The sequence below is a fragment of the Roseibium sp. SCP14 genome (assembly GCF_040329475.1).
Lineage (GTDB): Bacteria > Pseudomonadota > Alphaproteobacteria > Rhizobiales > Stappiaceae > Roseibium.
The window spans coordinates 896,727-909,266 of sequence record NZ_JBDZYH010000003.1 but is presented as its reverse complement, the minus strand read 5'-3'; the positions used below and the strand labels follow the sequence as shown (position 1 = coordinate 909,266).

The window sequence follows — 12,540 nt, the reverse complement described above, 5'->3', positions numbered from 1 at the left end:
CTTAGTGCGCCACGGCGGCAGCTGCCGCTTCGTCGATGAGACGTCCGGTGCGGAAACGGTCGATGGTGAAAGGTGCGTTGATTGGATGAGGTTCGTCTTTTGCGATCGTGTGTGCAAATACGTGTCCGGATCCCGGCGTCGCCTTGAAGCCGCCCGTTCCCCAGCCACAGTTGACGTAAAGTCCCTGCACCGGTGTCTTGGAGAGGATCGGCGAGCGATCCGGTGTGGTGTCCACGATGCCACCCCAGTTTCTCAGCATCCGCATGCGGCGGAAATGCGGGAAAAGTTCGCAGATTGCATCGATCGTGTGATTGGTGATGTGGATGCCACCGGCCTGAGAATAGGAAACGAACTGATCCGTTCCCGCGCCGATAACGAGTTCGCCCTTGTCGGATTGCGAGATATAGGCGTGGATCGTGTTGGACATCACCACGCATGGGAAAGCCGGCTTGACCGGCTCGGAAACGAGCGCTTGAAGCGGGAAGGATTCCAGCGGCAGGCGCACACCAGCCATGTCCATGACGACAGAGGTATGTCCTGCAGCAACGACGCCAACCTTCTTCGCCTTGATGAAGCCCTTGGCTGTCTCGACGCCCTCGACAGCACCATTCTGACTCCGGCGGATACCGGTAACGGCACAGTTCTGAATGATGTCGACACCAAGGTTGTCCGCACCACGTGCGTAACCCCAGGCCACAGCATCGTGCCGGGCCGTTCCGCCAACGCGTTGAAGCGCGGCACCCATGACCGGATAGCGGATATTCTTTTCGATGTTGAGCGGCGGGCAATATTCCTTCGCCTGCTCGGGCGTCAGCCATTCGTTCTGCACACCGGCGAGGCGGTTTGCGTGAATGTGCCGTTGAGCCACCTGAACGTCATGAACCGTATGGGCCAGCATCATAACACCGCGGGCCGAATACATGACGTTGTAGTTCAGCTCCTGCGACAAACCTTGCCACAGACCGATCGCGTGATTGTAGAGGCCCGCACTCTCTTCCCAGAGGTAGTTTGACCGCACGATCGTCGTATTCCGGCCCGTGTTTCCGCCACCGAGCCAGCCTTTTTCAAGCACGGCTACGTTGCGGATGCCGTGCTCTTTGGCAAGGTAATAGGCTGTTGCCAGGCCATGACCACCGGCACCGACGATGACCACGTCGTACTCGGCCTTGGGCTCGGGAGCACGCCATTGGCGACCCCAGTTCTGGTGCGCGGAAAAGGCGTTTTTCGCCAATTCCAGGAAGGAATAACGCTTCATAAATCAGCGGCTCCGCACGTTTCAGGCTTCTCCATCACAATGATCGAGAATGATCCTGATTTGTTGAATAGTTCAGGGCGGGACCTTAGCGAATTAAATCAGCGCCCGTCCATTTCCGGCATAATCCCGATTGCGCGCTAGCTTGCGTATAAGGTTTCAGTCGCTTGTTTGTCAGAATACGACATAGGTGTCGGACAGGGAGTGTCCAGACACATTACTGAGCCATTAAGAGCGGGAAATCACAAGGTTCTTTCCATTGGCGCCGGCAACCTTTTGGGTGGATTTTTTCGTTCGATTGCGCAAACCCGACACCAGATGCCGTTTCGGTTCTTGCAATTGGCGCGGGGCGCGGTAACTCTCCATCAAACACTAGAATTGGGAGATCCATCCATGGAAGTTCGTGCAGCTGTGGCCGTTGGTGCCGGAAAACCGCTCGAAGTCACCACCGTGAACCTGGAAGGTCCGCGTGCGTTCGAAGTATTGGTGGAAATCAAAGCCACCGGCATTTGCCATACGGATGAATTCACCCTGTCGGGAGCGGATCCCGAGGGACTGTTTCCTGCAATTCTCGGGCATGAAGGGGCAGGTGTCGTGGTGGAAGTCGGGCCGGGCGTGACGACATTGAAGCCCGGCGATCACGTCATTCCGCTTTACACTCCCGAGTGCCGCAATTGCGAGTACTGCCTGAATCCCAAGACCAATCTCTGTCAGGCGATTCGATCAACCCAGGGCCAGGGCTTGATGCCCGATGGCTCCTCGCGCTTCACCACACTCGATGGCGATCCGATTCTGCACTACATGGGCACTTCAACCTTTGCCAATTACACCGTGGTTCCTGAAATCGCGTTGGCCAAAATTCGCCCGGATGCTCCATTCGACAAGGTCTGCTACATCGGTTGTGGTGTCACGACCGGTATCGGGGCAGTAATCAACACGGCCAAGGTCGAAGAAGGTTCACGGGCAATCGTGTTCGGGTTGGGCGGAATCGGCCTCAACGTGATTCAGGGCCTGCGTCTTGCCGGTGCCGACCAGATTGTCGGTGTGGACCTCAATCCGGCGAAAGTCGAAATGGCAACCCGTTTCGGCATGACCGATTTCGTCAATCCGAGCGAAGTCGATGGCGACCTGGTGCCATATCTTGTGAACCTCACCAAGGGGGGCGCCGACTACACTTTCGATGCGACCGGAAACGTGAATGTCATGCGGACCGCGCTGGAATCGGCTCACAAGGGCTGGGGTGAGAGCATTATCATCGGTGTTGCCCCTGCAGGCGCGGAAATCGCGACCCGTCCGTTCCAACTGGTGACCGGACGTGTCTGGAAGGGCACTGCATTTGGCGGCGCAAGAGGCCGGACAGACGTTCCGAAGATCGTTGACTGGTATATGGACGGCAAGATCGAAATCGATCCGATGATCACCCATACGATGCCGCTTGAAGACATCAACAAGGGTTTCGATTTGATGCATGCAGGTGAGTCGATCCGCTCGGTCGTCGTCTACTAAGTCCTGAGAAGGCGATCGATAGTCTTATCCTTGATGGTGCGGCCGCAGGCCTCTTCCGCCCCGACTTCGCTCAAATGAAGAAGGGCAGCTGAGGCCTCGGCCAATTACGTTCCAGGTGAGCGGCATCTGGGGCAAGGGAAACTCAAAAGGGCTTATGCCGATGAAAATTATTTCAGAAAACAAGGCGTTCGGCGGAGTGCAAGGTGTTTACAGCCATGCATCGGAAGCCTGCGCTTGCGAGATGACATTTGCGGTCTACATGCCGCCGCAGGCCGAAAACGGGCCAGTGCCGGTTCTTTGGTATCTTTCCGGGCTGACATGCACCCACGAAAACGCGATGACAAAAGCAGGTTTGCAGGCTCACGCTGCTGAGTTTGGCATTGCAATCGTTCTGCCCGACACCAGCCCACGGGGAGAAAGTGTTGCAAATGACGATGCTTACGATCTGGGGCAGGGAGCCGGGTTCTATGTGAACGCGACACAGGCGCCCTGGAGCCCAAATTTTCAGATGGAAACATATGTCGCAAGCGAATTGCGTGATCTTGTAACTGAAAAATTCGCGGTATCCGTTCATCATGGTATTACCGGTCATTCCATGGGCGGCCATGGTGCCATGACCTTGGCAATGAAGTATCCCGGGCACTATCAATCACTGAGCGCCTTTGCACCGATTGCGAACCCGACACAATCCGATTGGGGCAGAAAGCAGTTGGGCGCTTATCTTGGATCTGCCGAGGAAAGTTGGTCGGCGAACGACGCGTCACTGTTGTTAAAGGAAAGAGGCTGGAGCGGAGACATTCTGATCGATCAGGGTGCCGATGATCAGTTTTACGACCTTCTGAAGCCGGAATCTCTGGTGACTGCGCTGGTAGAGACCAAAACTGCGCACAGCTACCGACTGCAGAAGGGGTACGACCACTCCTACTACTTCGTGTCCACTTTTGCGCGTGATCATGTTGCCTGGCATGCAGAGCGGTTGAAAGGTTAGGGGGTACTGGCTTCTTTTAGCCGCCTTTCGGTATTCTTCGCAGCAAGGGATTTTGCATAAGTCCCTTGCTCGAAGTTTTTGGGCAAGCGCAGCTCTCCCAGCATGTACCATTCGTCTATATGGTTCAGCACGATTGGCTCAAAGACGTCATTCAGTGCCATTACCGTTTTGCTGACATCGTAACTCGCAGTCGCGTCCTGGCCTTGAATGGGGGGAAGGACGACCATCTTGAAACGCGCCGGTCCGGTGCGCTTCAAATATGTCGGCACAAGAACACCATCGCAGGCATTGGCAATTTTTGTTGCAACAACTGCATTGCCTCTGTCTGGCGCTTTTCTGCCGAAAAGAGGCAGGTGCACCTGCTTGTTTCGAACCTCGTCGATGAAGATGGTCATGGAATAGCGGCCAGTCTTCATCAGCCTGTGAAGCCGGTAGGCCGAGCGTTGCCCGGGAGGGAACAAATACTGTTCGCGCTTTCTCCGGATGGCGTGAACGATGCGGTTCTTGAAACGGTTCGGTTCTGGTTGAAAAGGCCCGATGCTCGGTCTCGCGAGACCGTCGTGAATTGCTACGAACAGAGCTTCCCAGGTGCCAAGATGCATCGACGTAAATATTAGCGGCCTTCCGGACCGTCGGGCAGATTCAATATTTTCAATTCCCTCAACTGAAATACGAGATTTTCTCCATAAATCATTGACGACGCAGAATTCTGATATGGTTCGACCGATGTTTTGCCACCACCGGTTCAATCCGTGTTGCTCCTGAATTCTGTGTTGCCAGGAGCCTTGAGTAAGAGCGGCAAAATTTCGCTCGATCCGCGAGGGAAAAATCTTGTTTCGATAAGACCAGCGGGCGAGGGGAACGAGCGCGCGCCCGAATTCGGATACAAACCAGTCGGGGCAATATCTGAGGCCAGTGTGAAAGATGGTATTGAGAACCCCGTCTATCGTGTGCCGAAACCAATGGATGTAAGCTGTTTTGCGAGACGAGGGGTCGCGCGCGAGAATATCACGAATTGGCGGAAGTTCAGGTTCTTCCGCCAAGGTTTCCTCAAACGGAATATCTTCTAGCTTGAAGGGTTTGTTCATGAAGCTCGGGAGTGCAGGGTCATCGGCAGACTGTCGCCAGGGCGCAGCGTAAGACGGGCAACAGGCTGGACGTCAGTGCCTTCCTTGAGTCTCAGGTCGAATTTCTGAGCAAGTATCGCAAGGCTCAGGATAGATTCGGTCATTCCGAACTGTAACCCTGCACAGATACGCGGTCCAATGCTGAAAGGAACGTACCCGTATTTGTTTGGTTTCTTGGCTTTCGGATTGGTGAACCGCTCGGGCAAAAACGCATCAGGCTTCGACCAGAGCGCCGGGTTGCGGTGCATGAGCCACGGTACAACCATCACCAGCGAGCCCTTTGGAATGGACTTGCCGCCGATTGTCGTGTCCGACATTGCCTCACGCGCCAGGATTGGGACAGGCGGATAAAGACGCAGGGTTTCTTCTATGATTGCCTTTGTGTAGGGCAACTTGGCGACATCTTCGAAGCCCGGTGTACGGCCGGCAAGAACAGTGTCCAGCTCCTTTTGAAGCTTTTTGCGGCACCGTTTGCTTTGCGACAACAGGAACCATGCCCATGCGAGCGTATTCGCGGTGGTTTCATGGCCTGCCATGAATATGACGGCAGCTTCGCTTCGGATCGCTTCCCTACTGAGTGGATTGCCTTCATCGTCACGCGCTTCCAGAAGACCTCCGATAACCGATGCTTCGCCCTTCTGTTTTTGGGATTCATAGCTGTCGATGATCTCATCAAGGACGCTCATGATGCGGTTGACCGGTTTCTTGATGGCTCGCCCGCGGAAGCGGGGCAGCCATTCTGGAAGCCCGAGAAGTGACAGTATGTCGATTTGGTCGATATGACGCTGGTAGTCGGAAAAACCTTGCACGACTTCAGAGGCGTAGTCTTTGCCCAGTTCGCGTCCGAATATGGTCCTGCAGATAATTTCGGCCGTAAGGTGCGCCATTTCGGCCAGGGTGTCGATCTCGGCGCCGTTGCCTAATGCGGACCATTCATCGCGCTTTTCTTCGATCGTATCGGTCATGATCGGCGCGAATCCCCTGACGCGCGATCCATGGATGATCGGAGCGACGATTTTGCGCCGCTTTACCCAGGTTTCAGTGTCGCTAATAAACAGTCCATCCCCAAGCAGGGGCTCCAATGCGTGACGCATTTGCGGGCTCTTGCGCTGGAGCACTTCGTGATTGGTCTGAAACGCTTCGCGGACAACATCAGGTCGATTGCAGATGACCAGTTCTCGGGTGAAAACCTTTTTGCTTCTCAGTCTGCTTTGAAAATCGTCCAACCCCCAGATTGACAGAAAATTCCGTTTCGCCATGCCGATCAGAGACCAGACTGGCGGCATCTTTTCGTACCGGAAAGGGTAGGGAGGAACGAAATCCTCCGGCGGAGACGATTGGGACTGCCCGGAGTTTCGTAATTCCGTAGGCCGTTGAAGGGAAGCGGTCACAAAATCAATCCAAATTCACGAGGTTTACAACTCGGAATAACCCAGTGAGTGACTATTAGTCACTTGGGCTTAACACGTAAAGCGCTCAGAGCCAGTCCGACCCAACTCACAATTATCAGCATCCCGCCTATCGGGGCCGACATGGGAAACAATCGCTGACCGGTCAGGATCCTGCTGAAAAGGTCGCCGCAAAAAAGAAGAAGCCCGAGTCCTAGAAAAATCGCAACGAAGGGAAGAAGGGGAACTTGCCGTATCTGGGCAAGAACACCAATCCCCAAAAAGAGCGGCGCGTGAAACAACAGCATTTGAGCAGCTGTGCCCAATCGGGGCGGCGCCGACGAATGCGCAGACAATGCAAGGCTGATAACGCCAAGAGCGCCTGTCAGGCCGGCAAGCACAAGGCCAATCCGCAGAAGCTGTACCGTCTGTTTGACTGGCGGAGACATCGGTTTGATCATGACTTCCTCAGGCAATGAGAGCAGCCGGCTTTAACCGGCCGCATGATCTTCAGGCTGCAAACCCGCGTTTTTCAAGAAGCGCATCAATCTTTGGAGCACGTCCGCGAAAAGAAACATATGTCTCTTCCGGGTCCGGCCGGCCTCCTGCCGAGTAGATGAACTTCAGAAGTTTCTCCGCTGTCTCAGGGTCGAAAACATCGCCTGCCTCCTTGAAAGCCTCAAAAGCATCAGCGTCCATCACTTCCGACCACATGTAGCTGTAGTATCCGGCCGAATAGCCGTCTCCGGAAAAGACGTGCTGAAAATGAGGAACGCGATGCCGCATTGTGATGGCGTGCGGCATTCCGATCTTGTCCAGCTCACGCTTTTCGAAATCGGCGATATCGATGTCTTTCGGATCATCAAGAAGATGCAGCTCCAGGTCGACCAGTGCCGACGCAGTGTATTCGACCGTCGCAAATCCTTGGTTGAAGTTTGCCGCGGCAAGCAACTTTTTCAGAAGTGCTTGAGGCATCGGCTCTCCGGTCTTGTAATGGACTGCAAATTTGGACAGCACTTCCGGTTCGGACAGCCAGTGTTCATAAAGCTGGGAGGGGAGCTCGACAAAATCGCGCGCGACACTTGTGCCGGAAATCATCGGGTAGGTCACGTTGGACAAGAGTCCATGCAACGCGTGACCGAACTCGTGAAACAGCGTCCTGGCGTCGTCGAAGGTCAATAGTGACGCTTCTCCTGGAGCTCCTTTTGAGAAGTTCATGACGTTGACGATGATTGGTGTCACGTCTCCATCTGTTTTGTGCTGGGAACGGAAACCGCTCATCCAGGCGCCCGAACGTTTTGAAGACCTCGCGAAGTAGTCGCCCAGGAACAACCCGACATGGTTGCCATGCCGGTCATTGACCTCAAAAACACGGACGTCGGGATGATAGACCGGCAGGCCCTCAAGTTCCTTGAAGGAAAGACCGAACAGCCGGCTGGCTGTATCGAAAGCCGCTTGAATGATGTTGTCGAGTTGCAGGTAGGGCTTTAGCTCGGCTTCATCGAGATCGTGTTCCGCCTTACGGACCCTTTCCGAATAGAAACGCCAGTCCCATGCCTCGATTACGTGATTGTCGCCATCTGATTGCGCCATCTCCGCCAGCTTGGCTTCCTCGTCGCGCGCCTGCGTGACCGCCGGTTGCCAGACTTTCGTCAGCAGCTCGCGCACGTTCTCCGGAGCTTTCGCCATTGTGTCATCCAGCTTGAAGGACGCAAAATCGGCAAACCCCAGCATCTTCGCCTTTTCGGAGCGCAGCAGCAGCGTTTCTTTGATTATATCCTGATTGTCGGTGTCCCCACCGTTTTCGCCTCGGGCGGACCAGGCCTTGAACGCTTCTTCACGCAGTCTGCGGTTGGTGGAGAATTGCAGAAACGGCTCAATGGAAGAGCGGGAAAGCGTAATGACGTGCTTGCCGTCCAGATCTCGTTCCTTCGCAGCTTCTGCGGCGGCGGTCAGTAGAAAGTCCGGCAATCCGGCCCGGTCTTTGTCACTCTCGAGAACCAGTTGATAGGTGGCTTCATCTTTCAGGACGTTCTGCGAAAAACTGGTTCCGAGGGTCGCCAGGCGCTGTGAGAGCTCTGCCATGCGGGTCTTTCCGCTTTCGTCCAGGCCGGCGCCTGCTCGCTGAAACATCTTGTAATAGCGTTCCAGTACCTTTTCTTCCTCTTCACCGAGGTCAAGCGCTTCACGTTGATCCCAAAGGGCTGAAATTCTGGCAAACAGTTTTGCGTTCAGCAGCATGTCGGAGGAATGCTTGGCGAGCTTGGGGGCAATGTCCCTTTCAATTTTCTGGATCGCTTCGTTGGTGTCCGCTCCTGTCAGATTGAAAAACGTACGGGCAACCCTTGTCAGTTGCTTTCCGGATTTTTCCAGTGCCGCGATTGTGTTTTCAAAAGTCGGCGTAGCCTCTTGATCCGCGATCGCATCGCTCTCCTGCCGCGCTTCTTTCATACTGATATCGAACGCTTCCTCGAAATGCGCAGGTTCGATCGCATCGAATGGTGGCAATTCAAACGGGGTGGTCCAGTCGGCAAGCAGCGGATTGGCGGTCATGAGTGTCCTCGGTTGAGAAATTCTGTGTTCGTCAGATATGGCGTCGAAGTTTGGCGGTTCAAAGAAAAATGCGTTGAATGCGTCAATTGAAATCAGTCATTCGTAGTCGGTTTGTGATCTTTGAACGGTTTGAGCTGGGGACTGCGTCCGAGTTACCGCTGTTCAGGTCACCACATGCTCTTGGCTGCACGCTGTGGCCATTCCCGATCATAGGTCTCCCCATCAAAGCACTCCTTTATTTCCTGCATGATCATTCCAGGAGACGGCAATTCGCCTTGCGAGACTTGCTTTTCGGGATTCCAGACATCCGCACGAATGATCGCGCGGGCGCACTGAAAATAAACGGAATCGATTTGAACAACGATAACAGACCTCGGTTGCTTGCCTTCCTTTTCAAATGACAGAAGGAGATCAGGGTCGATTGACAGCAGTGCTCTTCCGTTGATTCTCAAGACATTGTTCCACCCCGGAACCATGAACATCAGAGAAACGCGAGGGTCGCGAATGATGTTGCGTAGGGAATCAAGCCTGTTGTTTCCTCGTCTGTCAGGCATCAGCAAGGTTCTGTCATCCTGGATGCGGACGACAGGCTCATCATCTCCGCGCGGTGAACAATCTGTTCCCTCGGGACCGCAAGTAGACAAGGCGCAAAATTTCGAAGCTTCGACGATCTTTCTGTAGGCCGGACAAAGATAGTCGATTTCTTTGATCAACGAAGCCTCGCCTGCGGTGCCGTAATGGGCGTGAAGTTCGTCCAATGACGCCAAAATGGTCATGAATCAGTTTCCTGGTGTTCTGATTGGGCAGGGTGTCGAAGGCAAATGGACCATATATTTCGTGGCGGGGAGCCGTCAAACTCGCTTTGGCGGTATTGAGGGCGGACTCTGTATGCAACTTTCGTATAAGTGTTTGATAATTGTATCGTTTTCTGACCATTACGTTCACGGAACTTTGCGGCGCAGAAATGATAAATATTAATCGGTTGGATTTGCAGAAGATTTTTGATGGTGCGATGCGAGATAATATTCAGTTATATGTAGAAAATTAGCCATGAATACTTCGAAAGTATAATAAGCGTTCTCAAGTGGGCGCGCCGATAGTCGTATTGCTGTTTTGTAATTGCTCTTTTTACAGTCGATGTAGCTTGCAGTTTTGGCAATGAGGAACCGGGTATCCGGTCGGGGAACAGGTCAGTGCTGCTTGCGGCTGTACAGCTACTGCAGGCGTGTCCGAGGTGGACCGCCATGCCTTTCTGGGAGGAAAGTATGAGCTTAATTCGTAAACCCCTTAACCGCCGTTCGATTCTTCGCGCCGGTGCGATGGGCGGGGCAGCTCTTGCCACGCCGACGATCTTTACCAGCAAAGCCTGGTCCGCAGGTTATCTGAACGAGCCGACAGGGGCTGAAGTCATTCTGGGCTTCAATGTTCCGCAAACAGGCGCATATGCCGATGAAGGCGCCGACGAACTGCGCGCCTATCAGCTTGCGGTCAAGCACCTCAACGGTGAAGGTGACGGCGGCATGCTGAACACGTTTTCGTCCAAGGCCCTTGAGGGCAACGGCGTGAACGGCAAGAAAGTCGCGTATGTGACCGGTGACACCCAGACCAAATCCGATGCTGCGCGCGCGTCTGCGAAGCGTATGATCGAAAAAGACGGTGCAGTGATGATCACCGGCGGTTCGTCGTCAGGTGTGGCCATTGCGGTTCAGTCTCTTTGTCAGGAAGCCGGCGTTATCTTCATGGCCGGTCTGACACACTCCAACGACACGACCGGCAAGGATAAGCGCAAGAACGGTTTCCGCCATTTCTTCAACACCGAAATGTCCGGCGCTGCATTGGCTCCGGTTCTCAAGAATGCGTTTGGTACCGACCGGACCGCTTATCACCTGACCGCAGACTACACCTGGGGCTGGTCGCAGGAAGGTTCGATCAAGAAATACACCGAAGGCTTGGGCTGGAACACAGCAGCTGCCGTTCGCACGCCCCTGGGTGCGGGTGACTTCTCGCAGTACATCACACCGGTTCTGAACTCCGGGGCTGACGTGTTGGTCCTGAACCACTACGGCAAGGACATGGTGAACTCCCTGACACAGGCGGTTCAGTTCGGGCTTCGTGATAAACAGGTCAACGGTAAGGACTTCGCGATTGTCGTGCCGCTGTACTCCCGCTTGATGGCGCAAGGTGCAGGTGAAAACGTCAAGGGCATTTTTGGTTCCACAAACTGGCATTGGTCGCTGCAGGACGAAGGCTCCAAGGCGTTCGTTAAGTCTTTCGGTCAGGAATACGGTTTCCCGCCGAGCCAGGCTGCGCACACCTGCTACGTTCAGGCCCTGCTTTATGCTGATGCAGCTCAGCGTGCCGGAACGTTCGAGCCTTGCGCCATTGCAGCTGCGCTCGAAGGCTTCGAGTTCGACGGCATGGGCAACGGTCCGACCCTCTACCGTGCGGAAGACCACCAGTGCTTCAAGGACGTTCTCGTTGTGAAGGGTAAGGAAAACCCAAGCTCGCAGTTCGACGTTCTGGAAGTTGTGGAAGTGACCCCGCGTTCGCAGGTTGAATATCCTGCAGACATGCTCGGCGGCGAGCTGGGTGCTTGTAACAACGGCGCTTAAAGTCTTGTGAAAAGCAGCCGCCGGAGGCCCGGCCACCGGCGGCTGTCGTTTTTTGGGGGAAGGCTCAGCAGCTGGCGGCAAAACCATGGATGTGATTCTACTTCAATTGCTCAATGGGTTGGACAAGGGCGGCGCCTATGCGTTGATCGCTCTCGGACTGACCCTGATTTTCGGGACCCTTGGGGTCGTCAACTTCGCCCATGGGGCGCTTTTCATGCTCGGCGCCTTTTGTGCGGTGTCTTTCAACGCATTGCTCAGTCTCGAATTGGTCACGGTTGATCCGACGCAGACAACTGCCTGGGGCACGCCTCTTGAAGTCCGCACCCCGTATGTCGAAGCGTATCTGGGTGATTTCGGAGCCTGGGTCCTCAACTACTCGGTACCAGTTTCCATTCTCATCGCCATTCCCGTGATGTTGCTTGTCGGTTTCATCATGGAACGCGGACTGATCAAGCATTTCTACAACCGGCCACATGCCGATCAGATCCTTGTGACGTTCGGGCTGGCGATTGTTCTGCAGGAAATCATCAAATCGATCTTCGGTGCGAACCCCATTCCCCAGGCCGCTCCAGGTGCCGTGCGAGGCGCCGCCGATATTGGCGCGGCATTGGGCTTCGACCCCGGTGTGATCGTCTATCCCTATTGGCGAATGGTCTATCTCGGCTTTGCCGCGGCCGTGATTGCCGCCGTCTTCGCGTTCCTTCAATTCACGACATTCGGCATGGTGGTAAGAGCCGGGATGGCGGATCGCGACACGGTCGGTCTTCTGGGCATCAACATTCAACGACGTTTCACCATCGTTTTCGCGATTGCAGCCGTGGTCGCAGGTCTTGCCGGCGTCATGTACACGCCGATCCTGCCACCGGACTATCATATGGGCATGGACTTCCTCGTCCTCAGCTTCGTTGTGGTCGTCGTCGGTGGAATGGGATCTTTGCCCGGCGCTGTCGCTGCAGGTTTCCTGCTTGGCATTCTCCAGTCGTTCGCCTCCATGAACGAAGTGAAAGCGATTTTCCCGGGTATCGACCAAATCATCATTTATCTCGTAGCAGTGGTTATCCTGCTCGTGCGGCCGCGCGGGTTGATGGGCCGCAAAGGCGTCATGGAGAGCTAA

At 54.8% G+C, this 12,540-nt stretch carries 10 protein-coding genes; 4 read left to right on the top strand and 6 right to left on the bottom strand.

Annotated elements, in window-relative coordinates:
* Position 1: 1 nt before the first annotated feature.
* Positions 2-1,255 (bottom strand): sarcosine oxidase subunit beta family protein, encoded by a 1,254-nt coding sequence (locus ABLQ08_RS16730; protein ID WP_352944290.1) that lies wholly within the window; start codon positions 1,253-1,255, stop codon positions 2-4.
* A 390-nt stretch (positions 1,256-1,645) separates the two neighbouring features.
* On the opposite strand from ABLQ08_RS16730, the gene ABLQ08_RS16725 reads away from it, so the two are divergent.
* On the top strand, positions 1,646-2,758 hold the full coding sequence (locus ABLQ08_RS16725; protein WP_352944289.1) for an S-(hydroxymethyl)glutathione dehydrogenase/class III alcohol dehydrogenase: 1,113 nt from the start codon (positions 1,646-1,648) through the stop codon (positions 2,756-2,758).
* A 160-nt stretch (positions 2,759-2,918) separates the two neighbouring features.
* On the top strand, positions 2,919-3,746 hold the full coding sequence (gene fghA / locus ABLQ08_RS16720; protein ID WP_352944288.1) for an S-formylglutathione hydrolase: 828 nt from the start codon (positions 2,919-2,921) through the stop codon (positions 3,744-3,746).
* Here fghA and ABLQ08_RS16715 read toward each other — a convergent pair.
* From ABLQ08_RS16715 to ABLQ08_RS16695, 5 genes are all read right to left on the bottom strand, one after another.
* Positions 3,743-4,834: a lysophospholipid acyltransferase family protein gene (locus tag ABLQ08_RS16715; protein ID WP_352944286.1), complete on the bottom strand. Its 1,092-nt coding sequence runs from the start codon at positions 4,832-4,834 to the stop codon at positions 3,743-3,745. The two genes, fghA and ABLQ08_RS16715, sit on opposite strands and share 4 nt — an antisense overlap.
* Positions 4,831-6,159, bottom strand: a complete 1,329-nt coding sequence (locus ABLQ08_RS16710; protein WP_352944285.1) for a cytochrome P450 — start codon at positions 6,157-6,159, stop codon at positions 4,831-4,833. Before ABLQ08_RS16710 ends, ABLQ08_RS16715 begins: the two co-directional genes overlap by 4 nt.
* 164 nt (positions 6,160-6,323) lie before the next feature.
* Positions 6,324-6,722: a DUF423 domain-containing protein gene (locus ABLQ08_RS16705; protein ID WP_352944283.1), complete on the bottom strand. Its 399-nt coding sequence runs from the start codon at positions 6,720-6,722 to the stop codon at positions 6,324-6,326.
* Between the two features lie 49 nt (positions 6,723-6,771).
* Positions 6,772-8,814, bottom strand: coding sequence for a M3 family metallopeptidase (locus ABLQ08_RS16700; RefSeq protein ID WP_352944281.1), 2,043 nt, complete (start codon positions 8,812-8,814; stop codon positions 6,772-6,774).
* Between the two features lie 167 nt (positions 8,815-8,981).
* Positions 8,982-9,590 (bottom strand): pyridoxamine 5'-phosphate oxidase family protein, encoded by a 609-nt coding sequence (locus tag ABLQ08_RS16695; protein WP_352944279.1) that lies wholly within the window; start codon positions 9,588-9,590, stop codon positions 8,982-8,984.
* 489 nt (positions 9,591-10,079) lie between these two features.
* On the opposite strand from ABLQ08_RS16695, the gene ABLQ08_RS16690 reads away from it, so the two are divergent.
* Positions 10,080-11,426: a substrate-binding protein gene (locus tag ABLQ08_RS16690; protein WP_352944277.1), complete on the top strand. Its 1,347-nt coding sequence runs from the start codon at positions 10,080-10,082 to the stop codon at positions 11,424-11,426.
* An 85-nt stretch (positions 11,427-11,511) separates the two neighbouring features.
* Positions 11,512-12,540: a branched-chain amino acid ABC transporter permease gene (locus ABLQ08_RS16685; protein WP_352944275.1), complete on the top strand. Its 1,029-nt coding sequence runs from the start codon at positions 11,512-11,514 to the stop codon at positions 12,538-12,540.

Coding starts and splice junctions, on each gene's coding strand:
- ABLQ08_RS16725 (WP_352944289.1), top strand. CDS start 1,646: ATGGAAGTTCGTGCAGCTGTGGCCGTTGGTGCCGGAAAACCGCTCGAA.
- ABLQ08_RS16690 (WP_352944277.1), top strand. CDS start 10,080: ATGAGCTTAATTCGTAAACCCCTTAACCGCCGTTCGATTCTTCGCGCC.
- ABLQ08_RS16695 (WP_352944279.1), bottom strand. CDS start 9,590: ATGACCATTTTGGCGTCATTGGACGAACTTCACGCCCATTACGGCACC.
- ABLQ08_RS16715 (WP_352944286.1), bottom strand. CDS start 4,834: ATGAACAAACCCTTCAAGCTAGAAGATATTCCGTTTGAGGAAACCTTG.
- ABLQ08_RS16705 (WP_352944283.1), bottom strand. CDS start 6,722: ATGATCAAACCGATGTCTCCGCCAGTCAAACAGACGGTACAGCTTCTG.
- ABLQ08_RS16730 (WP_352944290.1), bottom strand. CDS start 1,255: ATGAAGCGTTATTCCTTCCTGGAATTGGCGAAAAACGCCTTTTCCGCG.
- fghA (WP_352944288.1), top strand. CDS start 2,919: ATGAAAATTATTTCAGAAAACAAGGCGTTCGGCGGAGTGCAAGGTGTT.
- ABLQ08_RS16685 (WP_352944275.1), top strand. CDS start 11,512: ATGGATGTGATTCTACTTCAATTGCTCAATGGGTTGGACAAGGGCGGC.
- ABLQ08_RS16710 (WP_352944285.1), bottom strand. CDS start 6,159: ATGCCGCCAGTCTGGTCTCTGATCGGCATGGCGAAACGGAATTTTCTG.
- ABLQ08_RS16700 (WP_352944281.1), bottom strand. CDS start 8,814: ATGACCGCCAATCCGCTGCTTGCCGACTGGACCACCCCGTTTGAATTG.